The sequence below is a fragment of the Streptosporangium sp. NPDC051022 genome, assembly GCF_040683035.1.
Classification (GTDB): Bacteria; Actinomycetota; Actinomycetes; order Streptosporangiales; family Streptosporangiaceae; genus Streptosporangium.
The window spans coordinates 52,472-76,388 of sequence record NZ_JBFBCF010000024.1 but is presented as its reverse complement, the minus strand read 5'-3'; the positions used below and the strand labels follow the sequence as shown (position 1 = coordinate 76,388).

Here is a 23,917-nt window from a genome sequence, read left to right as displayed (position 1 = left end):
AGGCGGGCGGCCGGCCCCCTGTCAGGACAGATGGTTCCCTGTCAGGACAGCTGGACCACGGCTCGGGCCTTGGAGAGCACCCGGGAGTCACCGGAGCGGGCCGTGAGCGCGATCACCACGCGCTTGTCCTCGAGCTTCTCCTCGACGATGCCGCTCACCGTGATGATCGCCCCCTGGTCGTCGTCCGGAACGACGACCATGGACGAGAAGCGCACGCCGTAGTCGACGACCGCGCCCGGATCGCCCGCCCAGTCAGTGACGAACCGGCCCCCCTGGGCCATGGTGAACATGCCGTGCGCGATGACGTCGGGAAGTCCGACGGTCTTGGCGAAGCGCTCGTTCCAGTGGATGGGGTTGAAGTCGCCGGAGGCCCCGGCGTACATGACCAGGTTGACGCGGCGGACGGGGTATTCGACCGCCGGGATCTCCTGGCCGGTCTCGACATCGTCGTATTTGACAGTCGCGGCCATCTCAGCCCGCCCCTCCACGCTCGACGATGGTGTTGTAGGTCGTGCAGACGAGCTCGCCCTCGGTGGTGCTGACGTCGCTCCTGACGGTGATGAGCTCGTTGCGACCGACACTGCGGATGTCGGTCACCGTCGAGACGGTGACCAGCTCGTCACCGACGTGGATCGGCCTGCGGTACTCGAAGCGCTGCTCGCCGTGGACGACCATGGCGAAGTTGAGGCCGAGTTCGGGGTCGGTCAGGATCGATCCGCCCGCCAGGCTGAACACGATGGGGAAGGTCGGCGGCGCGATCACGTCCGGGTGACCGGCGGCCTGGGCGGCCTCCTTGTCCCGGTAGATCGGGTTGTTGTCGCCGAGCGCCGTCGCGAACTCTCTGATCTTCACGCGGCTGACCTCGTAGGGCGGAGAGGGCGCGGACGCCCGCCCGACGAAATCACGGTTCAGAGCCATCGTGCTCCTTTGCGGATACCGAGCTGGTGAGGCCGACAGTAACAGAACAAGATTCCGGGATGTGCCTCCCGAACGGCCACCAGGAAACCGTAGCCCGGTTCGCTTCCCGTACGGCTGTCGGGCGCGGTCAAGACCGGGACGGGAAAGCTGTGCGGACACAACAAACCGGCGCCCTCTGCGAGGACGCCGGTCTGCGTTGAATATGCGGGTGCTGTCGAAACAGCCGTCTCCCGGACGGAAGCGGGAGCCTTCGCGGAGACTTAGCGGGTCTCGCGGTGCGCCCGGTGCGTCTTGCAGTTGGGGCAGTACTTCTTCAGCTCAAGCCGATCCGGGTCGTTGCGCCGGTTCTTCCGCGTGATGTAGTTGCGGTGCTTGCACTCCTGGCAGGCCAGCGTGATCTTCGGCCTAACGTCGGTGGCAGCCACTTGGGAGTGCCTTTCTACGTTCGGGACTAGGACAACCCACACCGGTTCCCTGTGGGGAACCCGGGAGGGTAGTAGCGGAGGCCGGACTTGAACCGGCGACACAACGATTATGAGCCGTTTGCTCTGCCTGACTGAGCTACTCCGCCTTGGGGCCGACAAACTCGGCGGCCTCCGTAAGGATACCCGACTCGCGGACTGACTGCGTACTTGCGCAGCTCAGGGCCATCTTTCGGGTTTCCCCGACATGCCCGTCCGTCCACCGGGAACCTTGAGTGCTTCCGGGGGACCATTAAAGTCCACCCAAACCGAAAGCCTCAACCAGACGGTTGAGGCTTCAAGGCTGTCGAGCCCCTTTACGGAATCGAACCGTAGACCTTCTCCTTACCATGGAGACGCTCTGCCGACTGAGCTAAAGGGGCCTGTCTGCTTCGCCTTCGCGCTGCGGACAGGTGTAACCATACACGGCTCCGGAGCCCGATGCGAAATCAATCGAGGACCACCCGGATCACCACACCTCTCCCGGCGGAGACGGCACGGACGGCACCCGCCCCGGAGGGGGTTACCGTGCCGCGGCGACGGCCTCGCCTCGGCGCGCACCCCCTTCCCCACCTGCGATTCCACGCCCGATTCCATGCCCGATTCCACGCCCTCGCCCGCCGTTCCCGCGGAGGGAGGATCTCCGAGATCGGGGCTCCACCGCCCTACCCCGGCGGGCGACGCCGTCCGGACCCGCCGGATGTGGACGGGACAGGAGGGCAGGCGAAACGGGAGGGAACAGATGGGACGGGAGAGGCCGGGCACACGACGTTCTTCAGTCCGGGCCTCCTCGACACCAAGTACTCGCCAAGTGCGCCACAAGCGGGCCGTCACATCGTGGTCGGGTAAGCGGCACTTGCCTGAACGAGGAGACGCCCGAGATGACTCCCGAACTGCTGAGACTCCAGATCGTTCACCGAGCCATGAGAGGCGAGGTCCGTCGTCTGGCCGTCCTGGCCGCCGAGCTGGCCGACGGGCGGCAGGCCGTCGACGCGGTCCGCGCGAGGGCGGTCGCCACCTTCGTCACGGAGATGTGCACGAGCATCCACCATCACCACGTGACGGAGAACGAGGTGCTCTGGCCCGTCATCGAGCGGTCAGCCGGGGTGAAGGCGAACCTGCGCGACCTGCGCGCCGACCACTACAGGCTCGACCCGCTGCTGGCCGAGACCAACGGCCAGGCGATCGTGTTCGTCCTGACCAGGGACGCCTCCGCGCTCACGACGTCGCTCACCAGGCTCGCCGACATGCTTGACGAGCACATCGAGAAGAAGGAGCGGCTGCTCTTCCCGATCATCTCGAAGTACGTCTCCCTCTCCGACTGGAAGAGGGCGGAGGGCGCCGCCTGCCGGGGCGGCGGCGTCAAGGCCGATCTGCCGAGCATCGAGGAGTACGCCGGGCCCGAGGAGTTCGCCCGGCTGCGCAAACTGGCCGGCCCCGTGCCGACGCTGCTGTTCCCCCTGCTCCGGGGCGGCCACCGACGCCGCCGGCGGCTCGTCTTCGGCTCTCTCGCCGGCGTCTGACCCTCCCGTGTCCTCGCCGCCGGAGGAGGCCCGCGAGATCCTCCAGGAGACGCCCAGGACGCGCGCGACCGGTCCGCGGGCGGCCGGGGGACGCGCCCGGCGAGGCGGGGGACTCCCCGGGACGGGGTGGGGACGCGCCCGGCGGAGGTCGTCGATGAAACGATCGGTGGGGACGATCGGTGGAGACGTCGGAGCGACGCGAAGGAACACGATGCTTCAGGACAGGCGCAAGGAAGCGATCCGGGCACTCGACGAGAGCGACAGGCCGCACTGGTACTGGTACGGAAAAGACGGCGACGGCCATATCTGGCTGTTCGAGACCGTCATCGACGACGGCGGTGAGCACTGGGCCGTCAGGCACGCCGAGCTGGGCTCGGACGGTCTCGCCCGCCGGTATTCGTGGGATCACATCGAGGACGAGCACGGCTTCCTCGCCGAGGGCCCGCTCTATCCCGACGACTTCGGCCTGCACCGGCTGACCGCCGAGGAGTTCCTCTCCCTGTGGAACGCGCTCGACGGATGAGGACCTCCGTTCGGCCTCCTCACGGACGCCGGACCGCTGGAGGCCGAACCGCCGGACGCCAAGCACCGGGCACCGGGTGTGGGACGCTCTGCCCGCCTCGCCGTCTCACCCGTCGATCAGGGTGCTCTCCTCGATGCTCTCCGTCCGGCCGTGGAGGACCCGCTCGTTGATCTCCAGATCGTTGATCAGCTTGAGGGCCATGGAGAGGGTGCCGCCGACGAGCTCCCCCGCGACCTCGCCGTACTCGATCTGGAAGATCGTGTTGGGCGCCCGGTCGTCGGTGGCGGCCGGCCGGGGATCGCACCAGGTTCCCTCGGCGCCGACCTCGGTGGCCGCGCGGAACAGGAAGGCGAGGGTGTGGGCCTTGGCGCGGGGAACGGTCAACGTGAGCAGCTCTCTCTTCACCCGCCCCAGCAGGACCCCCTCCTCCTCTCCGCCGAACAGCAGGCCGTACAGCACGTCCTTGACCTCGCACAGCAACGCCTCCCCCTGCGGTGAGCGGCATTCCGCGGAAATGAGCCCGGTTCCATTGAGCGGCGGATCGACGAGATATCCACCGGCCTCCAGAACAGAACGATTCAGACACCTGTATCGCTCCATGAAACAGGGCAGGGAATCCTCGTCCAGATCCAGCTCGCGCAGACGGGCCATTCTCGCGGCCCGGTTCTCCCCGATCTCCTCAACCGCCCGAACCGGGGAGGAACGCCACCGTGACGTGGGGATCGCCCTCCGCTCCTCCGGCAGGACCAGCGTCAGCAACTGTTCGACCAGCCAGTCGACGGGCTGGTCATGGAGCCGGGCCCGCACCCGCTCCCGCAGCTCCACCGAGAGCTCGTCCCGGACCTGCCCTACGATCCGCGTCACATCGTCCATGTGAAACCCGCTTTCCACCTCGGACCTGCCGTGACTATGACATTCAAAAAGGGCCCCCGCCCCGATGAATCCCGTGTCCGCCGATTGGCTGTCCCGTATTGGACACGAGAAACCCGTCAGCGCCCAATACAAGCGGAATATGGCTTAAATCAAGATATATGGCGATGAACCATCTTCAAGGTTGCCCGGCAGCTCTCCGTACGGCCATGCCGGGACCCTCCGCACCGGCGGCACCGACGGTACCGGCGGTACCGGCGGCACCGACGCCCGGCGTCCGGCGGCACCGACGGCACCGACGCCCGGCGTCCGGCGGCACCGGGAGCCGACGCCCTACCGGCGCCAGGAGGTGTCCAGCAGGCGCTCGAACTGCGCGGCGGCCTCGGCCGGATCGAAGCCGGGCAGTCCTTCACGCATCAGCCGGTCCACCTGACCCGCCGCGTCGCCCCTGGCCCGCGCGACCGCCGACAGCACCTCTTCGGCCAGAGTACGGCTGTCGAGCCGCATGGCACGGGGCTCGAACACGACGCCCAGCACCCGTCCGTCGGCCGTCACCTCCACCCTGACCTGCCCGGACGCCCCCTCGCCGACACCGACGACCTTGTCGAGGTCGGCCTGCGCCTCCTCGATCCAGGCCAGTGTCCTGTCCGCCTGAGCGTCGGCCCGGACGAGATCTTCCTCCCGGATGTCGGCAGGGTTGATGCGGGAGCCGTACACGCGTGCCTCCGGTCAGAGCAGATTGCGGGCCACCTGGTCGACCCTGTCTCGGATGAAGTGCTCGTCCAGCGGTTCCGGCAGGTCCGCGGTGGCGGCGAGAGCGTCGTCGACGATCACCTGGGCCTGCTCCGCCGCGTCGTCCTGAGCCGCCTGGAGCACCCTGGTCACCTGCCCGCCGAGGGCCTCGTGGCCGAGGCGCATGACGCGCGGGTCGAAGTGGAGCTCCACGATGTCGCCCTGCCCGTTCGACACGGCCCTCAGCAGGCCGTCGGCGCTCTCGGCCCGTCCGGCCAGGTCGCGGATCCCCGCCCGCGCCTCCTGGAGCCGCTCCATCATCCTGCGCCCCTGGAGCAGGACCTGCTCCAGACGCTCGACGTCGTCGTCGGGCGAGGGGGTCGTCGGCATGTCGGCTCCAGCCGTGAGGCGCTGATAAGCCATCAACTCTAGAACAAAAACCGCATGTCCCTAGTCGGGCGACAGTCGGCGAATAAGGTAACCGACAGCTCCATAGAGACACAGATCATCAAATATCGCTTATTAGGTGGATCTTCGAGCTATGGTCTTCGGCATGGGGTCGGGGTTTGAGATCGCCCGGGAGGCGATGGGGCAGGAAGCCTCGCGAATGCGGATTCACGGCGAGGACTACGCCGCGGCGGTGCGGCGGCTCAGGGAACGTGGATCCGGCGGCGCGTCATGGGGAGACGACGGCCTGCTGTCCATGCTCGTCGGACCGTACGCCGAGGCCAGCACGCTCGGCCTGGAGGCCATGACCGGCCTTTCCGGAGTGATCGACGGCACCGGCGAGACCATGAACACCGTGCTCGCCAACACGGACGCCGCCGAGGCCGCGAGCATCGAGCAGTCGAACGGCCTGTACGGCGCGCGGGACCCGTACGGCGACGCACGGGACCCGTACGGCCCGTACGACGGGAGACGGGCCTGACATGGGCGTGACGGTGCCGCCGCAGGTCGACACGATGCTCGGCCTGCTCGGCGTTCCCTGGCCGAACGTCGACGAGGACGAGATCCGCAAGGACGCCGACGCCTGGCGGACCGTACTGGCGAACGCCGACCCCGCCGCGGCCGAGGCCGACGCGACGATCCGGCGGGCACGGCAGAACTATCACGGCGACTCCGCCACCGCCCTGGCGAGCTACTGGGGCGAGACCGGCGGAAACGGGGGGTACCTGAGCCAGGCCGCCGTCGCCGCCAGATCGGCCCCGGTGGTCCTCGACAACACCGCCTGGCTCACCACGGGCGTGAAACTCGCCGTGGGGACGGCCGCCGTCTACGCGACCGTGCGGGTGGCCAGGGCGTTCCTCGCGGGCGGCCCGTTCGGCGGGGCCACGGCCGCGGCGGAGATGTACCGCACGCGCGCCGTGATCGGCCGCATCCAGCGCGAGGGAGCCGAGGGCGCGGGCAGGGTGCTGGCTCCGGCGCTCAACCGCCGGGTCACCGAGCGGTTCCGCCACATCCTCGACAATCTCCGTCCCCCCGGCGGCCCGCCCCTCGCGCTCGCCGGTCCCGGCGGTCGCGTCCCGATCCGCACCGTCGGACCGAGGGCGGCGTCCGGCTCCCGCCCGGCCCACGACGGCATCGCCCTGATGAGCCGCAGCAACAACAACGCCAGAGCCGGCGGCAACGGCCGCAGAGGAGGGGGCGGCGGCCGGCGCGGTGGCGGCGGCAGCGGCAGCGGTGGCGGCGGCGGCGGTGGCGGCGGCGGTGGCGGCGGCGGTGGCGGCGGTGGTCGCCGGAACAGCGGTGACGAGACCAGGTCGGGGCATGCCGAAATCCGTCAGGTTCAGCGCGGCATCAGCGACGATATGATCGAACAGGCCATGCGGTCACCCGGGAAACCCGGCAACACCAAAGGCACGAAAGTCCACGAAAGCCAGCGCGTCCGTGTGGTGGTGAACAGCGCCGGAAAAGTGGTCTCGGCCATGTGGCGCAGGTAGGAAAAGTCCCCGCGAAAGCGCGAGAGGGTGACCTTGCGGATCGAATACGACAGGGAAAACGACGTCGCGTACATCTACCTGGTGGACGAGATCGCCTCCGGCGAGGCCAAAACCCAGGTTCTGGTCGAGGCCCCGGAAATGCCCGGCGAGGTGATCCTCGACCTCGACGACCGGGGTTCCCTGCTGGGCATCGAGATCATCGGCGCGTCCGACGTGCTGCGCCCGGAGACCCTCGCCGCGTCCCTGGACGAGGAAGAGCCCGACGAGGAGGACGACGCGGACGACGCGTCGCCGTACCACCGTCCACCTCGCTGAACCCGCCCGCACCGGCGGGCACGCCCCCGGTTGACCGCCCGGACCGGCCGAGCGGCGAACCGGCGCCACCGGTCCGCCGCCGGTGAACGTCAGCGGAGGAGGAGCACGCCGTCCGCCTTCGGCACGAGCTCTCCGATCACGGGCGCCCCCGGGATCTCCCCCGCCAGCAGCAGCCCGCCCGAGGTCTGCGCGTCGGCGAGCAGCAACCGGGCCTCCTCACCCGCCCGGCCGAAGTCGGCGTACGGCGCGACCCACTCGAGGTTGCGCCGGCTGCCTCCCGGCACATACCCGTCGCGTACGGCCTCGCGGGCCCCGGCCAGGTACGGCACCGCCGCCACGTCGATCACCGCCGACACCCCGGACGCCCTCGCCATCTTGTACAGGTGGCCGAGCAGCCCGAACCCGGTGACGTCGGTCGCGCACCGGACACCCGCCTCGACGGCGGCCCGGCTCGTCTCGGCGTTCAGCCGGGTCATCACCTCGACGGCCTCCTCGAACACCTCACCCGTCGCCTTGTGCCGGTTGTTCAACACCCCCAGGCCGAGCGGCTTGGTGAGCGTCAGCGGCTGCCCGGCCCGTCCCCGGTCGTTGCGCAGCAGCCGCTCCGGATCGGCGATCCCGGTCACGGCCATGCCGTACTTGGGTTCGGGGTCGTTCACACTGTGCCCGCCCGCCACATGGCACCCGGCCTCGGCCGCGACCACCGCACCCCCGCGCAGGACCTCACGGGCGATCTCGTACGGCAGGACGTCCCTGGGCCAGCAGAGCAGGTTGACGCCGATCAACGGCCGCCCGCCCATCGCGTACACGTCGGACAGCGCGTTGGCCGCCGCGATCCGCCCCCAGTCGTAGGGATCGTCCACCACGGGGGTGAAGAAGTCGACGGTGCTCACCACGGCCGCGCCGTTCTCGATCCGCACCACGGCCGCGTCGTCACCGGTCTCCATGCCCACCAGCAGCTCACCGGCCGCCCGTTCGGGGGCGAGGGCGCCCAGCCCGGCGAGCACCTCCTCCAGTTCTCCCGGCGGGATCTTGCAGGCACACCCGCCTCCCTGGGCGTACTGCGTCAGTCGCATCATGCCTCCTCCCGTTCGTTGAAAACGTGACGTGCGGACCGTACGAACGGGCTCCCGGACGCGGCCGGGAACCCCGCGACGTTCGTTCCGCCCCGGTCCGGGAGACAGCCCCGCCCCGCTCCCCGGTCCGGGAGACGACGCCGCCCTGGTCCAGGAGACGACGCCGGGCGCCTGCGAGCCGACGAATCCCGGGCCGGAAAATGTCGGTCCCCGCCCATACCGTGAGCCGTAACGGCAGCCGCACGGGGTGCGGACAGGGTGTGTCCCGCTGTTCATACCCGGCGGTCCCCACCGTCTCCACGAATTGAGGCAGGATCTTGAGCACAGTCACCTCGCAGGACGGCACGGTCATCGACTATGACCGCTACGGTGACGGGCCTGCCGTCATCTTCATCGGTGGCGCCACCCAGTACCGCGCCATCGACCAGAGCACCGGGCAGATCGCGCGGCGACTGGCCGCCGAGGGCTTCACGGCGATCGACTACGACCGGCGCGGCCGCGGGCGATCCGGTGACACCGCGCCGTGGGCTCTGGAGCGAGAGGTCGAGGACCTCGCCTCGCTGATCAAGGCCGTCGGAGGGACCACGACCCTCTACAGCAGTTCGTCGGGGGCGACGGTGGCTCTGGCCGCCGCGGACGCCGGCGTCGGTGTCACGGGGCTGGCGCTCTACGAGCCGCCGCTGTTCGCCGGTGCCGATCACGCCGAGCGCCTGGCCACGCTGCGCTCCTTGTCGGCCGCCGGTAAGAACGACGAAGCGATGCGTTACAACCTGACGGCGGTGATCGGGGTCCCGTCCGAGGTCGTCGACGGGATGGCTCAGGGGCCCGGATGGGCCGACATGGTCGCCGTCGCCCCGACGCTCGTCTACGACCTCGCGGCCGTCCATGAGATCAACGTCGATCCCGACTGGGCCGGCCGTTGGGCCTCGATCACCGTCCCGGCGATCGTGTACTCAGGTGACCAGACCTTCCCCGGCATGCCCGAGGCCGCTGACGCGGTGGCGGCGGCCCTGCCCGGCGCGACGCGTCGCGTCCTGCCGGGCCAGGGCCACGGACCCGCCCCCGAAGCCCTGGCGCCGGTGCTCCTGGAGTTCCTCCGCTGAGCCGACCGTCGCGGCGCCCCCTGCCTGATCACGCCGGTTCTTCGAGGAGCGGTCACTCCTCGAAGAACCGGCGCTCCCTGTCCCCGCGTTTCCCTCCGCGTCGGCGGCCCTGATCGCCGGCATGTACGGCACACCGAAGGCGACCGTCGGCCGTTCGTCACCCGGGAAGACCCCGACGGCGTAACCAGAGTCCGGTGGCGGCGGCGAGGATCAGCAGGAAACCGGTCGATATGAACATCCGGCCGTCGGGACCGGCCTCACCGCCTCCTCCGGTCGAGGCCCCTCCCGACGGGGTCTCGATCACTTTGCCGTTTCCGCCGGTCGAGGAGCCGACCACGGTCGTCGTGAGGGCCCGGGCCCGCTGCGAACTCGGCGTCACCGCCCCGGCGTCGGCCATCTGAGCGGTGACGGTCGCGGTCGCGGTGACGGTGGGAGCCGCGGTGACGGTGGAGGTCGGCTGTGGGACCGGCGTCACCGGGGCCGAGTCGATCGGCCGTCCGTCCGCGGAGGCGACGGTGAGGGCGTAGGTCGTCAGGGCGCCGGTGTTCAGCACCTCACAGCGAATCGACGGTCCGGTGGACCCGGTCCCGAAGTTGATGGCGGCCGGCCGTACCGTCGCGGTGCCCGCCGCCTTGGAGGCGGTGGTCTTCAGTGAGACCGCGGTCGTCGGCAGGGAAACGACCTGACCCGGATCGAGTGCGGCGAGTTCGCCCACTCCGGTGGCGGAGTTCAGGCCTGAGAGTCCGCTGATGGAAGCGTACGCGTACAGCTTGGTGCCGTCGGCCAGCCCCGTTTCAGGCACTCTCAGGACTGCGGTGTCATCGGCATAGACGCCGTGCCAGCCGATGGTCGTCTGCCTGCCGACCACGGCGTCGGCCGGCATCGTCAGCTCGACCTTGACCCTGATGTCCTGTTTCTCGGTCTCCCCGGTCTCCCCTGTCACGCCGCATCGGTACTCGACGATGTCGGTGAGAACGACCGCGTCCTGCCGCGCGTCGGGAACGGCGGCGCGCGCCGGCTGGCAGAGCAGGGCGAGGCCGCCGACCAGGGCGATGACCGGGAAAAGCGAGCGGATGCGCAAGACGACTCCTGTTGTGGCGGATGGGGCACAGGAGAGACGAGGCACAGAAGCATCCGGTTGACACCATTGGCCCTTTTCGTCCGTCGAATGACAACCGGAACAGCCCGGAGCTCGCACAGGTACGGGCCGGCGAATCAACCATGCCGGAGCCTCCAACGCGGCGATCCGATCACACGGCCACTCGGTCACCCCGCCGGGATGGAGTTCGGGAACGAAACCCGGACCGTCGATCGCCCCCAGCCCTGTACCGCGATCATCCACCGCGAGTCGACTGCAGGACGATATATGCACGATGGCGCTGCGAGATCGACAAAGCCGTACTGATAATCCTTATCTCCACCGCTCCGTCCGGCCTATTTGGATCACCTTGAATCGACGGTCCACTCGAGATCGAAACCAGGAATAGGCCCCTTCGGAAACCCATTCATGATCGTCACCCTCCACCCCGCCACTCCAGTGCCGCGGGCTATACAATCGGCCTAATCTGTTTTACGCGATTTAATACAGGTCACAAGGCGCGCGATCCACTACGACCCGTTTGTGGCCATCTGTGCACAACTGAACTTTTCATCCAACCAGCGATACCCCTTCCTTCGAGATCCACCCAAACCGTGACCTCGAACCTGAAGCCAGTTGAGATGCGAGTGGGGTTGGCCGGACGCATGAGGATCAACCGAGGCAGGCGTTGGACCCTCACGGGAACAGGCTTGATCGCGACAGTGGCCGGTGGAGTGGCCACCAATCGGGTGGACGGCCCGCTGTGGGCCCAGGCGTGCTGGTTCGCAGCAGCGATGATCTGCATAGGGATCGGTTCCCGGCTGTTCCACAAAGTCTCCCCGTGGGAGCTGCCTTTCGCCACTCTGGAGATGCCCTCCGACGCTCATGGTCGGACGGAGATCTCCACCGCTCCCGCCGGCACCGCGGAAAGACCGCCCGCCCTCTCTCCTCCGGAACGAGAAGCCTCCTCGTCACTGGTGGTGGGAAACATACCGCGACGGCCTCGGGCGTTTCAGCCTCGGGCAGAGGTGATGGAGGCGCTGAGGCGGGCGGCGGATGCGGACCAAATCGCTGTGACGTGTGTGCTCGTCGGAGCGCGCGGAGTGGGCAAAAGTCAAATCGCAGCAGCCTATTCCCGGCAGCGCGCGCACGAAGGGTGGCCGCTGGTGGCCTGGGTGAACGCCGGGAGTCACGGCCGACTCCTGTCCGGGTTGGACGCTGTCGCCACAGCCCTGGGGATAGCCGTGCCAGGAGAGGGGGCCGAGCGGGGAGCACAGCGACTCAAAGAATGGCTGAACGCACAGAAGGAAAGGTGTTTGCTGGTTCTGGACAACGTCATAGACGCCGATCTGGTGGCCGTATGGCTACCGGCGTTCGGCGCGGCACAGGTGATCATCTCCAGCAATCACCGGCAGGCGCACAGCCTGGGGGAAACAGTCGAAGTGGAGGTGTTCACCCCGCAGGAGGCGGTGGCGTTCCTCCAGCAACGGTCGGGACGGGTGGACGAAGCCGGGGCGCTGTCACTGGCCGAGGAGGTCGGCCGGTTACCGCTGGCACTCGCTCAGGCAGCCTGGCTGATTCGCCGCCAGCATCTCGACTATCAAACATATTTACACCGGCTGCGTTCTCTCTCCCTTGCCGAGATGTTGCCGCCGGTCCCGGCCGAAGGGTATCCACACGGAGCCGCGCAGGCGGTGTTGTTGTCATTGGCCCAAATCGGATCAGGCGGCAGAGTACGCCTGGAACGATCTCTGCTTGAAGTGCTTGCCCTGTTGTCTCCCGCGGGAGTGCCGCGCTCCTGGCTGCACCGGATCACGGCCCACCCCGAGTTGGCGGGGAAAGTCAAAGGGGACGGCGCGACCCGGGTGGACGCGGCGATCGGTGTGCTGGCCGACGCCTCATTGATCGTGGTGAGCGCCGATGGATCCTCAGTCGGCATGCACCGTTTCATCCAGCGGGTCATCGGTGATTCCATCAGCGGCAAGAGCCGTCTGGACAGTTTGTTGATCACCATGACCGGATGGCTGGAACAGTGCGGCCCTCCTCTGGAGCGGGTGATCCTGGATCGCTCGGACCGCGACGCCTTCATCGACCAGGCCGCCACACTGCATCGGCGAGCCGTCAAGAACGGCGCCACCGCCGATATAGAGGCCATCCGGAAGGTCTTGCATCTACAAGAACGCGCTGGAGATTATCTGCAGGAGTCCGGAGATCTGGATCGTGCACTTGCTTTACATGAGCGGACTCTCAGCGATCGGGCCCGCATACTGGGAGCCGATCATCCTGACACCTTGGAAAGCAGCGAACGCACAGCTTTCGTCTATAAGGACACGGGTAATTTCCTCCAGTCAACCCTTCTGTGCAAACAGACTCTCGACGGCCGCGTTCGCGTGCTGGGGCCAGATCACCCTCTGACCCTGGACAGCGTCGGCAATCTCGCCCGATCCTATGAGTTACTTGGAGATCTCACTCGCGCCATCCCACTGCACGAGCGGAATCTCGCCGACAGCAGCCGTGTCCTGGGAACCGACCATCCTGCCACTTTGACCACACGAAACAACCTCGCCAACGCCTACCACCTGAGCGGAAATCTAGATCGCGCCATCTCCTGGTACGAACAGAACCTGGCCGACAGCATCCGTGTCCTGGGGGCCTACCATCCTGACACCTTGACCGGACGAAACAATCTCGCCCACGCCTACGAGTCGGCCGGTGACTTCGCCCGCGCCATCCCCCTGTACGAACGGACTCTCGCCGACCGCACCCGCATCCTGGGGGCCGATCACCCTTACACCCTGCACAGCTGCAACAAACTCGCCCACGCCTATGCGTCGGCCGGGGATCTCGCCCGCGCCATCCCCCTGTACGAGCAGACTCTCAATGACTGTGTTCGCGTTCTGAGCGCCAGTCATCCGCTTATCGCGACCGTACGCGACAATCTGGCCGCGGCAAGGGGCTCCCATTGATCCCGAGCCCGGGGGCGGAATCTCAGATCACCGATCGTGTTCGGCTCGGGCCGCCGCATCCGCACGACAGGGCAGACATGCACGGAACAGGCCGGTGAGCTCACCCATCCGCGACCGGTGACACCGAAACGACTGATCGAGAACGCTTCGGATTGAGCGGAGGGATCGAACGGAGGTTCGTGTCGCCGTCGGCAGCCGCACTCCTCCGAGGTCCCGCAGATCGTCGCGGCCCCCTTGGCGGCCGGTACGGCCGACCACCTGGAGTGGATCAGGCGGGAAACGTCCCCGGCTTCCGCGACCTCTCGACAGGCGCGTCCAGGGGCTGGGTCCACGACACCGTCAACGGGATGCCCGGCGACCCGGCGACCCGGGCCGGTGGTTCAGGGCCACCCGAGCGATCGAGCTTCCGCATCCCATACCCTCCGCCGGACCACTCGGCCACCGATGTCCCGGGTTGACTGATTGCTCCCCATCTTCCTAAATTGAAGAAAAAGTTAGGAAGGTTTCCTAACTTCAAAGCAGGCCTAACTTCAAAGCAGGAAGGATGTTCAGAGTGAAACTCGCCGTTGTCGGAGGCGGTTCGACCTACACACCGGAGCTGATCGACGGGTTCGCCCGCCTGCGCGACGAGCTCCCGCTGACCGAGATCGCACTCGTCGATCCCGATGCCTCCCGCCTGGAGCTGGTGGCGGGGGTCTCCCGCCGCATGCTGGCCCGGGCCGGGCATCAGGCCAAGGTCGTCGCCACCGCCGATGTCCGGCAGGGCGTCGAAGGTGCGCAGGCGGTGCTCTTCCAGCTCAGAGTGGGCGGCCAGGCGGCACGTAACGTCGACGAGACGTTCCCGCTGGCGTGCGGCTGCGTCGGACAGGAGACCACCGGCGCCGGAGGCCTGGCCAAGGCCCTGCGCACGGTACCGCTCGTGCTCGACCTGGCGGCCCAGGTCAGGGAGCACGCGCCCGAGGCCTGGATCGTCGACTTCACCAACCCCGTCGGCATCGTGACCAGGGCACTGCTGGACGCCGGACACCGCGCCATCGGGCTGTGCAACGTGGCGATCGGTTTCCAGCGCCGGTTCGCCGGCCACCTCGGCCTGGCCCCCGAACAGCTCCAACTGGGTCACGTCGGCCTCAACCACCTGACCTGGGAGCGCGCGGCCTACGTGAACGGCGAGAACGTGCTGCCCAAGCTGATCGCCGAGCACGGGCGGGCCATCGCCGACGACCTGCACCTGCCGCTGGAGCTGATCGAGCGTCTCCAGGTCGTGCCCTCCTACTACCTGCGCTACTTCTACGCCCACGACCTCGTGGTCGAGGAGCAGAAGACCCTGCCCTCCCGGGCCGCCGAGGTCGCGGCGCTGGAGGAGCAACTGCTCAAGCTGTACGCCGATCCCGGCGTGGACACCAAACCCGAGCAGCTGTCCAAGCGCGGTGGAGCGTTCTACTCCGAGGCGGCCGTGGCGCTCATCGCCTCACTGCTCGGTGACCGTGGTGACGTGCAGGTGGTCAACACCCGCAACAACGGCACGCTGCCCTTCCTCGCCGACGACGCGGTCATCGAGGTGCCCTCGAAGATCACCAAGGCGGGAGCCGCACCGCTGCCGGTCGAGCCGGTCGAGCCGCTCTACGCCGGCCTGATCGCGGGCGTCTCCGCCTACGAGGAGCTGGCCCTCCAGGCGGCGCTGTACGGCGGAGCGGACCGGGTGCGCAACGCCCTCCTGGCGCACCCGCTGGTGGGCCAGGAGGCGATCGCCGCCGAGCTGACCACGCTTCTGCTGGAGAAGAACAGCGGGTACCTGTCGTGGTGAGCGTGCTGGCCGTCGACGGAGGCAACAGCAAGACCGACGTGGTGCTGCTGAACGAGCTGGGAGAGATCCTCGCCCGTGGCCGCGGCGGACCCTTCGCGCCGCAGAGCGAGGGAGTCGGGCCCGCCACCGACGTCATCGAGAGCGTGGTGCGGCAGGCGGTCGGTTTCACCGGCCAGGCCGATCACCTGGTCGCCTTTCTGGCCGGGGCGGACCTGCCGGAGGAGGAACAGGCGATCGAGGCCGAGCTCTCGGGACGCGCGCTGGCCCGCGACGTCGTGGTGCGGAACGACACCTTCGCTCTCCTCCGGTCGGGGGCGTCCGGCCCGTGGGGCGTCGCTGTGGTCTGCGGCGCGGGGATCAACGCGGTCGGCGTCTCCCCGACGGGGCGGATCGCTCGCTTCCTGTCCCTGGGGGCGATCAGCGGCGACTGGGGCGGCGGTATCGGCCTGTCGGCCGATACGCTCTGGTACGCCGTCCGCGCCGAGGACGGCAGGGGCGCCCCGACCGAGCTGGCCGAGCTGGTCAAATCGCATTTCGGCGCGGACACGGTCGAGCAGGTGGTGGTCGATGTGCATCTCGGCGCTCTGGAGCGGGAACGGCTGCTGGAGTTGACGCCGGGGCTGTTCAAGGTGGCCGCCGGCGGCGATGAGATCGCGCTCGGGCTGGTCTCGCGGATGGCCGACGAGATCGTCACGATGGCCCAGGTCTGTCTCGCCCGTCTCGACCTGCTCGGCACGCCGACCGAGGTGGTTCTGGGCGGGGGCGTTCTGCGGGCCCGTGATCCGCTGCTGACCGCACTGCTCGACGAGCGGTTCGCGGCCCGCGCGCCGCTGGCCGAGCGAGTCGTCGCCGAACTGCCGCCCATCGCGGGCGCGGCGCTGAGCGCCCTGGACCACATCGGCGCAGGCGAGGACGCGAAAGCCCGGCTGCGCGGACGGTTCTGAGCTGCTGCGCGGACGGTTCTGAGCTCCGGCGATCCCTGGCCCGACGCGTCCTTGACGGGTAACGGAACCGCGACCTATAGTCGGCCGCTAACCGTCTGGAACGTATCCAGACGGTTAGCGTCCAGGAGGAAGCATGTCCCCTACCCGCCGCGACGTCCTGCGCGGGCTCGGTCTCGCCGCGCTCGCCACCCCTCTCGCCGCCTGTGCCACCGCCGGCCGCGACGCCGCCCCTGCCGCGGGCCCCACGGCCTCCGCCGCCGCGACCTCCGCGAACAACCCGCTCGGGGTGGACGCCGCCCGGCAGCTGGAGGTCGTCATCTTCAGCGGCGGCAACGGCGACAAGTACGCCGTGGACCTGCACGAGGCCGCCTACCGCAAGGCCTACCCGAAGGCCGAGATCAAGCACGTCGCCACGCAGAAGGTCGGCACCCAGCTGCGCCCCCGCTTCATCGCCGGTGACGTGCCCGACGTGGTCAACAACTCCGGGCCGGAGGCGCTCGACCTGCAGTCACTGGTCCAGGAGGGACACCTGGCCGACCTCACCCCGCTCTTCGAGGCGCCCTCCCTGGCCTTCCCCGACAAGAAGGTCAAGGACACCCTCGTCGGCGGCGCCTACGAGAACTCGTTGATCGACGGCGTGCCGCGGGTCCTGCAGTACACCGTCGCCCATCGCGCCCTCTGGTACAACGCCAAACTCTTCGAGGCCAAGGGCTGGTCGGTCCCCAGGACCTGGGCGGAGTTCAACGCCCTCGGCGAGGAGGCGAAGAAGGCGGGGATCGCCCTGTTCGCCTACCCCGGCCAGGTCGGCCCGTTCTACCAGTTGTGGAACCTCGTCTACAGCGCCGCCAAGGTCGGTGGCAACAAGGTCATCATCGACATCGACAACCTGGCCGACGGCGCCTGGACCGCCGAGCCGGTCCGGCAGGCCGTCGCCGCCTGGGCGCAGATCCAGAAGGACTACGGAGACAAGGCCTACTTCGGTCTCGACCACACGCAGACCCAGGTCAAGCACCTGCAGGACAAGGTCCTGTTCTACCCGTGCGGCTCCTGGCTGGAGAACGAGATGGCCAAGGACAAGCCGGACACCTTCGAGTACGCCATCGCACCGGTGCCCAGCATCACCTCCGCGGACGTCCTGCCGTACGAAGCGATCATGATCGGGGTCTCCGAGGCCTTCTTCGTCGCCGCCAAGGGCAAGAACCCGCAGGGTGGCCTGGAGTACCTGCGCATCATGCTCTCAAAGGAGGGCGCGCGCGGCTACACCGAGATGACCAAGAACCTCACCGTCGTCAACGGCCTGGTGGACGGCCTGAAGCTCACCTCGGCGGTCAACAGCGCCGCCAAGGCCCAGGAGGCCGCCGGGAAGAACACCATCACCGACGCCCGCTTCGAGACCTGGTACAAGGAGCTGTTCGACTACGGGCAGACCCAGACCAACTCGGTCATGGCCGGTCGCATCACTCCCGACCAGTTCTGCGCGAACATGCAGAAGAAGGCGGACGAGCTCAAGGCCGACTCCTCCATCGCCAAGCAGACCCGGAGCGTCTGACCGGTGAGGCGGCACGGCTTCGTCGCGGGGTTCCTGCTTCTCCCCGTCATCCTCTACGTCGTCTTCGTGATCAGCCCGTACGTGCAGGCGTTCCAGATCGCGCTGACCGACTGGCGCGGAGTCTCGGCCAAGCTCGACTTCGTCGGGCTGGACAACTTCCGGCGGATGTTCGGCAACGAGACCTTCTGGCAGGCGATCCGCAACCACCTTGTCCTGCTCGTCGCCATGCCGCTGGTCACCGTCTCTCTCGCGCTGCTGTTCGCCTATCTGCTGAACGCGGCAGGCGGCTCACGCGGCGGCAGAATGACCGGGGTCAAGGGCTCCGGCTTCTACCGGGTCGTCTTCTTCCTGCCCCAGGTGCTCGCGGTGGCGGTGGTCGGCGTGCTGTTCAAAGCCGTCTACCGCCCCGACGCCAGCGGCGTGATCAACGGCGCTCTCGTCAAGCTGGGAATGGAACCGGTCGGGTGGCTGACCGACCAGAGGCTCGCGCTCTGGTCGATCATCGCCGTCATGGTCTGGCAGGCGGTCGGTTTCTACGTCGTGCTCTTCTCCGCGGGAATGGCCGCCATCCCGAAGGACGTCTTCGAAGCGGCCTCCCTGGACGGCGCGGGCCGTGCGCGGATGTTCTTCTCCGTCACCCTGCCGCTGCTCTGGGACACCGTCCAGGTCGGCTGGATCTACCTCGGCATCGCGGCCTTCGACGGCTTCGCCCTGGTCAACGTGCTGTCCATGGAACAGGGCGGACCCGACGGCGCGACCACGGTGCTGGCCACGGAGATCTACAAGAACGCCTTCGGCTACTCGCGGTTCGGCTACGCCTCGGCGCTCGGCGTGGCGCTGTTCTTCCTGACCCTCACCTTCGCCGCTCTGACGATGCGGGTCACCAGGCGCGAGAGGATCGTCTACTGACATGGGCCGCAAAGTCTTCGGGGGCTTTTCCCAGGCCATCCTGGCCGTATGGGCGCTGCTCATCATCGCCCCGCTGATCTGGACGCTGCTGGCCTCCTTCAAGAGCAACGGCGAGATCTTCGGCGACGCCCTGCAACTGCCGGGCGAGTTGCGCTGGGACAACTGGGTGCGGGCCTGGGAGCGTGCCAACGTCGGCCGGTACCTGCTCAACACGACGATCGTCGTCTTCTTCGGCGTCGCGGGCACCATGCTGCTCAGCTCCATGGCCGCCTACGTGCTGGCCCGTTTCAAATTCCCCGGCAACCGGCTGATCTACTTCCTGTTCGTGTCGGGCATGGCCTTCCCGGTCTTCCTCGCCCTGGTGCCGCTCTTCTTCGTGGTCGACGGGCTCGGACTGCTCAACACGCACATCGGGCTGATCCTGGTCTACATCGCCTACTCGCTGCCCTTCACCGTCTTCTTCCTCACCTCCTTCTTCCGGGGGTTGCCTGACGCGGTCGCCGAGGCGGCGATGATCGACGGAGCCTCGTACACACGGACCTTCTTCCAGGTCATGCTGCCGATGGCCAAGCCCGGGCTGGTCAGCCTGACCATCTTCAACGTGCTCGGCCAGTGGAACCAGTACCTGCTGCCCCTGGTACTGCTGCCCGGAGACAAGAGCAAGTGGGTCATCACTCAGGGCATCGCCGACATCTCAACCATCGCCGGATATGAGGCGGACTGGCCGGCGTTGTTCGCGGCGCTCAGCATGACGGTCCTGCCGGTGGTGGTGGCCTATATCGTCTTCCAGCGGCACATCCAGTCCGGGCTGACGTCAGGAGCAGTGAAGTAGTGTCCACCGGGAACCCCACCGTCTTCCGTACGCTCAACGAGCGAGCGGCCCTGGAGCTGCTGCTCCGGCACGGCTCGCTCACCCGCGCCGAGCTCGAGTTCCACACCGGGCTCTCCAAGGCCTCCGCCGCCGAAGTGCTGCGCCGCCTGGAGAACGGGCGCCTCGCGCGCAAGGCCGGCACCAAACCCGGCAACGCCGGCCCCGCCGCCCAGCTGTGGGAGCTGAACGGCTCGGCCGCCTGGGTCGCGGGGCTGGATCTGACGGCACGCGCCGTGGAGGTGTCGGTGGCCGACCTCACCGGCGAGGTGCGGGGCGGCTACCAGGCCGAGGCCCCCGGCGAGGGCACCGACGCGGTGGCGTTCCTGACCGAGGCGGTGCAGGCGGCGGCCCACGACGCCGGGGTCACGCTCGACGACCTCGACCAGATCGTGCTGGGCGTGCCCGGAGTCGTCGACGCCGGAGGCCACCGGCTGCGTCAGGCGGTACAGCTGTCCGGCTGGTCGCACCTCGACGATCTCGGCGACCTGCGCGAACAGCTGGGCACCGAGCGCTTCCGGCTGGAGAACGACGTCAACCTCGTCGCGATCCGGGAGCTTGAGGAACACAAGGAGAGCAGCTTCGTGCTCTTCTGGGTGGGGAACGGGGTCGGCGCCGGGGCCGTGCTCAACGATGCCCTGTGGCGCGGGGTCACCGGGCGTGGCGGCGAGGTCGGGTCCGTGATCGTGCCCGATCCGGTGAGCCGCGGGCGGATCTACGGGCCGGACGGCGGCCCGCTGGGCGCGCTGCTCGGTACGGCTCCGCTGGCCGAGCTGGCCAGGGCGCACGGACTGGACGTCGAGCCCGCCCTCCGCGCGGTCACGCGGTTCCTTCGCACCGAGCTTCCCGCCGGGTTCCTCGACGACGTCGCCAAACGTGTCGCGCTCGGCGTGATCGCGGCCGTGGGCGTGCTCGACCCCGGCCGCGTCGTCCTCGGCGGCCCCCTCTGCACAGCGGCCGGCGAGCCGCTGCGCGCCCGCGTCGCCGAGTTCCTGGTCCCCACCGGCCTCGCGCCCGTCACCGTCGCCGTCAGCCGCGTCAGCGGTAACGCCGTGCTCGAAGGCGCCGTCCGCCATGCCCTCGACCTGGCTCGCGAGCAGGTCTTCCACGCCGGTACGGCAGGCCGTACCGGCCCCGTCAACGAAAGCTGAGAGATGTTGCGCACCCTGGTGATCGCTGCCCACCCCGACGAACCCGAGCTCTACGCCGGCGGCACCTCCGCCCTGCTGGCCAGGGCGGGACACGCGGTGAAGTTCCTGACGCTCACCAACGGCGACGCCGGGCACCACGAGCTCGAACGGGCTCCGCTGGCCCGCCGCAGGGCCGAGGAGGCCTGGCGCGCGGCCGACGCTCTCGGAGTGGTCGACTACGAGATCCTCGACGTGCACGACGGCCTTCTCGAGCCGACCGTGGAGCTGCGCCTGAGACTGATGCGCGAGATCCGCGCCTGGCGGCCCGACCTGGTGATCGCCCTGCACGGCGACGGCGCCGGTCACCCTGACAACCGGGCCGCGGGAAGGCTGGCCGAGCAGGCCGTGGAGCTTGTCACCGTGCGCAACGTCGAGTGCGGCAAGCCCGCCCTGGAACGGCAGCCGGTCTGCCTGCTGATGACCGACTACGCCTCCGCCCCCGTGCACCGGGACGACGTGGTGGTGGACGTGACATCGGTGGCGCAGGCCAAACTGGACGCCTGCCTCGCGCACGCCTCCCAGTTCCTGGAGTTCGGCCCATTCCAGCGCGGCCTCCTGGGCCAGGTGCCCCCGGCCGACGACGTGGACGCCTGCCGCGCCTTCGTCGACAAGCACTGGTCGGAGTTCCTCGGGGCGGAGACCTTCCAGCTCGCGCCGTACGGCAGGCAGGCCGACGCGGCCGAGCTACACCGGCTGATGCCGTTCCGCTAGGAGTGCCCGACGGAATGATCTCCGTGGTGATTTGACCTCTCGCTGCGACGGCGGCGAAAGGGGGGGAGCCGATCGGCGCGGCCGAAGCCGTGGGAGGTCGGCGACGAACTGTGGGCGGTCATCGAGCCGTTGCTGCCCGGACACCGGCGGCGGACACGCCGGCCAGGGCGAAAACGCCTGGATGACCACCATGCCCTGCAGGGCGTCCTGTTCGTGCCGCACATCGGCATCGCGTGGGAGCACCTGCCGCAGGCACTCGGCCACGGCACCGCTTGTCCCACGATGCGCATAATCGCTTTTCGCCTGCCCCCGGTCACGGTTACCGTTTACCGGCGCGTGACAAGGTGACGCCGTTGGAGGAAAGCTGACACATCACATCAGGTTCGCCACGCGACAGGACGCTCCGGCTCTGGCCAAGGTCCAGAGGGCGTCGTGGCAGGCGGCCTTCCGGGGGCTTCTGTCGGACGAGTATCTGGACGGTCTTGACCATGAGGCCCTGACGAAGACGTGGAGGGACTTGCCGGCCCGCTCCGAGGGGTCACCGGCCGGCACTCTGATCATTGAGCAGACGGGCCTCATCGTCGGTTACTCGCGCTTCTACCCCACAGACGACGAGGACGACGACCCCGCACAGGTGGGCATGGTCGGTTCGCTCTACACGCTCCCCGACGTCTGGGGCACCGGCGTGGGCAGAACACTGATCACCGCCGTACTCGACGCCATGGCGTCGGCCGGATATGCCCGGGCAACCCTCTGGGTCCTGGAAGGCAACGCCCGAGCGCGCTCCTTCTATGAGCGAAACGGCTGGCATCACGACGGCACGGTCACCGTTGATCGCACCGACGTCCCGCCCATCACCAAGTTGCGCTACCGCAAGAACTTCGACCGCTGATCAACAAGCGCACAACGCCCTCTCCGAGCGACTGCACGACGCCGGATCTCCGGCAGGTCCGCAACCAGACCAGAGGGTTCCCCCTCATGACCGGCAACCCCTCCCCCGCCATTCGCTATCCTGCGGGCTCAAAGATCGGCCATACGCTGTTCCGGACAGTTCGATACAGGCCGGCGGGCACACACGGTCCCCCCTGAACGGCTCCACACGCCCTTGCCCCCCTCGGCGGGTCGATGATCCGGGGCGCGGATTCAGTCGGCGGAGCGGTGAATCCAGCAAGCGAGCAGCGCCATCGAGATCAGGCCGGCGACGAAGACACCCAGTGTGATCCCAAAGAATCCGCCGCCCTTTCCCTGAAATCTCAGGAAGGCTCCGACGAGAGCCCCGAGCACAGGTAACCCGACCAAGATTGACGGCGAAACAGGCGATTGCCGCAGCTCGGATCCACTCGCCTCGATCACGACGTAGATCGGTATGACCATGAGGGTTGCGCTGAACCAGATGAGGATGAAGGCCAGAGGCTCGCAGTTTTTCCCGTTCGGATTCGAGGAGTCGATAGCCATGGTGACTGGATGCCGGCACCGCTGTGGTGCAGCATCAAGATCGGTAGCCGTTGAGGTCGAGGCGAGCGATAAAAGCAAACCTGCACTGTCAGCTCGGGAAGCCTCTATCGCACCTGGCCGCCGATCCGGGAAGACGTTGACCTGTGGGGGCGGGGCGAGCGACCGCAATTCCCCCTTGATCGTCCTCCTGCCGGGCACACACCTCCTGATCCACAGGTCCCCGAGCGATGTCCAGGACCGTTCGAGACCGTTCGAGACCGTTCGCCGTACTGCTCGCCGGAACATCGGCTCTTCGGATCCGCCCGGCCCAGTTCACGATCGCCCGTCTGGGCGGCTCCCACAACGGCTCCCGGAAGCCCGCGGATCACCTGTTCGCAAGGACGGATGCAAGCTTGATCGACCTGCGAAGAAGCAGCCCAAGACGAATGATCACTTGTCCTCGGATGGACCCGCCAGAGATTTGAACATGTGCACGTCCTCGTGCCCGCCGGGGATCCCGAGCATCCGGCCGGTCTCTTCGTAGCCATGCCGTTGATAGAAGCCGGGAGCCTGAAAGGTGAACGATGAAACCGCGACACGATCGCAGCCGCGCCGTAGCGCCTCGGCCTCGGCGGCCTGGAGGATCTTGCTGCCCCATCCGTTCTTGCGGTGGTCTCCCCGCACCCACAGCATCGCGATACCGCAGAGACCTCCCCAGGTCCAGGCGGTCAACCCTCCTACCAACTCTCCGTCCTCGTCAACGACCTTGACGGAGAAAGCCCCCTGCTCGGATACGCCTGTGACGGCGGCGTTGAAGGCGGTCAGTGCGTCGTCGAGTTGCTTACTCAACTCGGGATCGCGGTCACCGACAGTCAGAATAGCGTCAGAATCAGTCGTCACGTAGGCGGAGTATGCCAGAGACATTCAGTTCAACGACATCTGATTTCACGCCGCCCTTGAGAACGAACGAAAGAAATCAGACCTGCGCTGTCGGCTTGGGAAG

General features: G+C 68.0%; 26 protein-coding genes and 2 tRNA genes. 16 read left to right on the top strand and 12 right to left on the bottom strand.

Features of this window, described 5'->3' with window-relative positions; translation table 11 throughout:
* Positions 1 to 41 precede the first annotated feature (41 nt).
* From AB0N02_RS32095 to AB0N02_RS32075, 5 genes are all read right to left on the bottom strand, one after another.
* The gene (locus AB0N02_RS32095) at positions 42 to 470 is read right to left on the bottom strand and encodes a MaoC family dehydratase (protein ID WP_363954045.1); all 429 of its coding nucleotides are present in this window, start codon (positions 468 to 470) and stop codon (positions 42 to 44) included.
* A gap of 1 nt (position 471) precedes the next feature.
* The gene (locus AB0N02_RS32090) at positions 472 to 918 is read right to left on the bottom strand and encodes a MaoC family dehydratase N-terminal domain-containing protein (RefSeq protein ID WP_363954043.1); all 447 of its coding nucleotides are present in this window, start codon (positions 916 to 918) and stop codon (positions 472 to 474) included.
* Positions 919 to 1,178: 260 nt separating this feature from the next.
* Entirely contained in the window at positions 1,179 to 1,343 is a 165-nt protein-coding gene (gene rpmG / locus AB0N02_RS32085; RefSeq protein WP_036325591.1) for a 50S ribosomal protein L33, read from the bottom strand.
* A gap of 72 nt (positions 1,344 to 1,415) precedes the next feature.
* Positions 1,416 to 1,489 (bottom strand) — tRNA-Met (locus tag AB0N02_RS32080).
* A 200-nt stretch (positions 1,490 to 1,689) separates the two neighbouring features.
* A tRNA-Thr gene (locus AB0N02_RS32075) sits at positions 1,690 to 1,762 on the bottom strand.
* 498 nt (positions 1,763 to 2,260) lie between these two features.
* On the opposite strand from AB0N02_RS32075, the gene AB0N02_RS32070 reads away from it, so the two are divergent.
* Both AB0N02_RS32070 and AB0N02_RS32065 read left to right on the top strand, forming a co-directional pair.
* A complete protein-coding gene (locus AB0N02_RS32070) occupies positions 2,261 to 2,902 on the top strand; it encodes a hemerythrin domain-containing protein (protein WP_363954041.1) in 642 nt (213 codons plus the stop codon).
* A 211-nt stretch (positions 2,903 to 3,113) separates the two neighbouring features.
* The gene (locus tag AB0N02_RS32065) at positions 3,114 to 3,425 is read left to right on the top strand and encodes a hypothetical protein (protein ID WP_363954039.1); all 312 of its coding nucleotides are present in this window, start codon (positions 3,114 to 3,116) and stop codon (positions 3,423 to 3,425) included.
* A gap of 105 nt (positions 3,426 to 3,530) precedes the next feature.
* Here the strand turns inward: AB0N02_RS32065 and AB0N02_RS32060 are convergent, their stop codons facing one another.
* The 3 genes from AB0N02_RS32060 to AB0N02_RS32050 form a co-directional block, all read right to left on the bottom strand.
* Complete coding sequence (locus tag AB0N02_RS32060) at positions 3,531 to 4,289, bottom strand: hypothetical protein (protein ID WP_363954037.1); 759 nt, start codon at positions 4,287 to 4,289, stop codon at positions 3,531 to 3,533.
* A 339-nt stretch (positions 4,290 to 4,628) separates the two neighbouring features.
* Positions 4,629 to 5,012, bottom strand: a complete 384-nt coding sequence (locus tag AB0N02_RS32055) for a YbaB/EbfC family nucleoid-associated protein (protein WP_363954035.1) — start codon at positions 5,010 to 5,012, stop codon at positions 4,629 to 4,631.
* Between the two features lie 12 nt (positions 5,013 to 5,024).
* Positions 5,025 to 5,417: a YbaB/EbfC family nucleoid-associated protein gene (locus AB0N02_RS32050; protein ID WP_363954033.1), complete on the bottom strand. Its 393-nt coding sequence runs from the start codon at positions 5,415 to 5,417 to the stop codon at positions 5,025 to 5,027.
* 136 nt (positions 5,418 to 5,553) lie between these two features.
* Between AB0N02_RS32050 and AB0N02_RS32045 the strand changes: the two genes are divergently transcribed.
* The 3 genes from AB0N02_RS32045 to AB0N02_RS32035 are packed head-to-tail and all read left to right on the top strand — an operon-like array spanning position 5,554 to position 7,282.
* A complete protein-coding gene (locus AB0N02_RS32045) occupies positions 5,554 to 5,955 on the top strand; it encodes a hypothetical protein (protein WP_363954031.1) in 402 nt (133 codons plus the stop codon).
* A 1-nt stretch (position 5,956) separates the two neighbouring features.
* Positions 5,957 to 6,967 (top strand): hypothetical protein, encoded by a 1,011-nt coding sequence (locus AB0N02_RS32040; RefSeq protein WP_363954029.1) that lies wholly within the window; start codon positions 5,957 to 5,959, stop codon positions 6,965 to 6,967.
* Positions 6,968 to 6,994: 27 nt separating this feature from the next.
* Positions 6,995 to 7,282: a DUF2283 domain-containing protein gene (locus AB0N02_RS32035; protein ID WP_363954027.1), complete on the top strand. Its 288-nt coding sequence runs from the start codon at positions 6,995 to 6,997 to the stop codon at positions 7,280 to 7,282.
* Positions 7,283 to 7,371: 89 nt separating this feature from the next.
* Here the strand turns inward: AB0N02_RS32035 and selD are convergent, their stop codons facing one another.
* Complete coding sequence (gene selD / locus AB0N02_RS32030; RefSeq protein WP_363954025.1) at positions 7,372 to 8,361, bottom strand: selenide, water dikinase SelD; 990 nt, start codon at positions 8,359 to 8,361, stop codon at positions 7,372 to 7,374.
* A gap of 314 nt (positions 8,362 to 8,675) precedes the next feature.
* Between selD and AB0N02_RS32025 the strand changes: the two genes are divergently transcribed.
* A complete protein-coding gene (locus AB0N02_RS32025) occupies positions 8,676 to 9,461 on the top strand; it encodes an alpha/beta hydrolase (RefSeq protein WP_363954023.1) in 786 nt (261 codons plus the stop codon).
* Positions 9,462 to 9,618: 157 nt separating this feature from the next.
* On the opposite strand, the gene AB0N02_RS32020 is transcribed toward AB0N02_RS32025, so the two are convergent.
* Entirely contained in the window at positions 9,619 to 10,542 is a 924-nt protein-coding gene (locus AB0N02_RS32020; RefSeq protein ID WP_363954021.1) for a hypothetical protein, read from the bottom strand.
* 1,313 nt (positions 10,543 to 11,855) lie between these two features.
* On the opposite strand from AB0N02_RS32020, the gene AB0N02_RS32015 reads away from it, so the two are divergent.
* From AB0N02_RS32015 to AB0N02_RS31970, 10 genes are all read left to right on the top strand, one after another.
* Positions 11,856 to 13,505: a tetratricopeptide repeat-containing protein gene (locus tag AB0N02_RS32015; RefSeq protein ID WP_363954019.1), complete on the top strand. Its 1,650-nt coding sequence runs from the start codon at positions 11,856 to 11,858 to the stop codon at positions 13,503 to 13,505.
* Positions 13,506 to 14,049: 544 nt separating this feature from the next.
* Positions 14,050 to 15,309 carry a 6-phospho-beta-glucosidase gene (locus AB0N02_RS32010; protein ID WP_363954017.1) on the top strand — a complete coding sequence of 420 codons (1,260 nt, stop codon included), beginning with the start codon at positions 14,050 to 14,052 and terminating at the stop codon, positions 15,307 to 15,309.
* Positions 15,303 to 16,253 (top strand): BadF/BadG/BcrA/BcrD ATPase family protein, encoded by a 951-nt coding sequence (locus AB0N02_RS32005; protein ID WP_363954015.1) that lies wholly within the window; start codon positions 15,303 to 15,305, stop codon positions 16,251 to 16,253. Before AB0N02_RS32010 ends, AB0N02_RS32005 begins: the two co-directional genes overlap by 7 nt.
* Before the next feature lie 133 nt (positions 16,254 to 16,386).
* Positions 16,387 to 17,802 carry an N-acetylglucosamine/diacetylchitobiose ABC transporter substrate-binding protein gene (ngcE, locus tag AB0N02_RS32000; protein ID WP_363954013.1) on the top strand — a complete coding sequence of 472 codons (1,416 nt, stop codon included), beginning with the start codon at positions 16,387 to 16,389 and terminating at the stop codon, positions 17,800 to 17,802.
* A 3-nt stretch (positions 17,803 to 17,805) separates the two neighbouring features.
* Positions 17,806 to 18,711 (top strand): sugar ABC transporter permease, encoded by a 906-nt coding sequence (locus tag AB0N02_RS31995; protein WP_363954011.1) that lies wholly within the window; start codon positions 17,806 to 17,808, stop codon positions 18,709 to 18,711.
* A 1-nt stretch (position 18,712) separates the two neighbouring features.
* Positions 18,713 to 19,543 (top strand): carbohydrate ABC transporter permease, encoded by an 831-nt coding sequence (locus tag AB0N02_RS31990; RefSeq protein WP_363954009.1) that lies wholly within the window; start codon positions 18,713 to 18,715, stop codon positions 19,541 to 19,543.
* Positions 19,543 to 20,730 (top strand): ROK family transcriptional regulator, encoded by a 1,188-nt coding sequence (locus tag AB0N02_RS31985; protein ID WP_363954007.1) that lies wholly within the window; start codon positions 19,543 to 19,545, stop codon positions 20,728 to 20,730. Before AB0N02_RS31990 ends, AB0N02_RS31985 begins: the two co-directional genes overlap by 1 nt.
* Positions 20,731 to 20,733: 3 nt before the next feature.
* Positions 20,734 to 21,480: a PIG-L family deacetylase gene (locus AB0N02_RS31980; protein ID WP_363954005.1), complete on the top strand. Its 747-nt coding sequence runs from the start codon at positions 20,734 to 20,736 to the stop codon at positions 21,478 to 21,480.
* Positions 21,481 to 21,522: 42 nt separating this feature from the next.
* The gene (locus AB0N02_RS31975) at positions 21,523 to 21,828 is read left to right on the top strand and encodes a transposase (RefSeq protein ID WP_363954172.1); all 306 of its coding nucleotides are present in this window, start codon (positions 21,523 to 21,525) and stop codon (positions 21,826 to 21,828) included.
* A gap of 16 nt (positions 21,829 to 21,844) precedes the next feature.
* On the top strand, positions 21,845 to 22,372 hold the full coding sequence (locus tag AB0N02_RS31970; protein WP_363954170.1) for a GNAT family N-acetyltransferase: 528 nt from the start codon (positions 21,845 to 21,847) through the stop codon (positions 22,370 to 22,372).
* Positions 22,373 to 22,623: 251 nt separating this feature from the next.
* On the opposite strand, the gene AB0N02_RS31965 is transcribed toward AB0N02_RS31970, so the two are convergent.
* Both AB0N02_RS31965 and AB0N02_RS31960 read right to left on the bottom strand, forming a co-directional pair.
* Complete coding sequence (locus tag AB0N02_RS31965) at positions 22,624 to 22,935, bottom strand: hypothetical protein (protein WP_363954003.1); 312 nt, start codon at positions 22,933 to 22,935, stop codon at positions 22,624 to 22,626.
* A gap of 429 nt (positions 22,936 to 23,364) precedes the next feature.
* On the bottom strand, positions 23,365 to 23,814 hold the full coding sequence (locus AB0N02_RS31960; protein WP_363954001.1) for a GNAT family N-acetyltransferase: 450 nt from the start codon (positions 23,812 to 23,814) through the stop codon (positions 23,365 to 23,367).
* Positions 23,815 to 23,917 lie beyond the last annotated feature (103 nt).

Excerpts from the sequence above, each read along its gene's own strand:
- AB0N02_RS32065 (WP_363954039.1), top strand. The coding sequence starts at position 3,114 with ATGCTTCAGGACAGGCGCAAGGAAGCGATCCGGGCACTCGACGAGAGC.
- AB0N02_RS31965 (WP_363954003.1), bottom strand. The coding sequence starts at position 22,935 with ATGGCTATCGACTCCTCGAATCCGAACGGGAAAAACTGCGAGCCTCTG.
- AB0N02_RS32040 (WP_363954029.1), top strand. The coding sequence starts at position 5,957 with ATGGGCGTGACGGTGCCGCCGCAGGTCGACACGATGCTCGGCCTGCTC.
- AB0N02_RS32090 (WP_363954043.1), bottom strand. The coding sequence starts at position 918 with ATGGCTCTGAACCGTGATTTCGTCGGGCGGGCGTCCGCGCCCTCTCCG.
- AB0N02_RS32010 (WP_363954017.1), top strand. The coding sequence starts at position 14,050 with ATGTTCAGAGTGAAACTCGCCGTTGTCGGAGGCGGTTCGACCTACACA.
- ngcE (WP_363954013.1), top strand. The coding sequence starts at position 16,387 with ATGTCCCCTACCCGCCGCGACGTCCTGCGCGGGCTCGGTCTCGCCGCG.
- AB0N02_RS32050 (WP_363954033.1), bottom strand. The coding sequence starts at position 5,417 with ATGCCGACGACCCCCTCGCCCGACGACGACGTCGAGCGTCTGGAGCAG.
- AB0N02_RS31990 (WP_363954009.1), top strand. The coding sequence starts at position 18,713 with ATGGGCCGCAAAGTCTTCGGGGGCTTTTCCCAGGCCATCCTGGCCGTA.
- selD (WP_363954025.1), bottom strand. The coding sequence starts at position 8,361 with ATGATGCGACTGACGCAGTACGCCCAGGGAGGCGGGTGTGCCTGCAAG.
- AB0N02_RS31980 (WP_363954005.1), top strand. The coding sequence starts at position 20,734 with ATGTTGCGCACCCTGGTGATCGCTGCCCACCCCGACGAACCCGAGCTC.
- AB0N02_RS32070 (WP_363954041.1), top strand. The coding sequence starts at position 2,261 with ATGACTCCCGAACTGCTGAGACTCCAGATCGTTCACCGAGCCATGAGA.
- AB0N02_RS32095 (WP_363954045.1), bottom strand. The coding sequence starts at position 470 with ATGGCCGCGACTGTCAAATACGACGATGTCGAGACCGGCCAGGAGATC.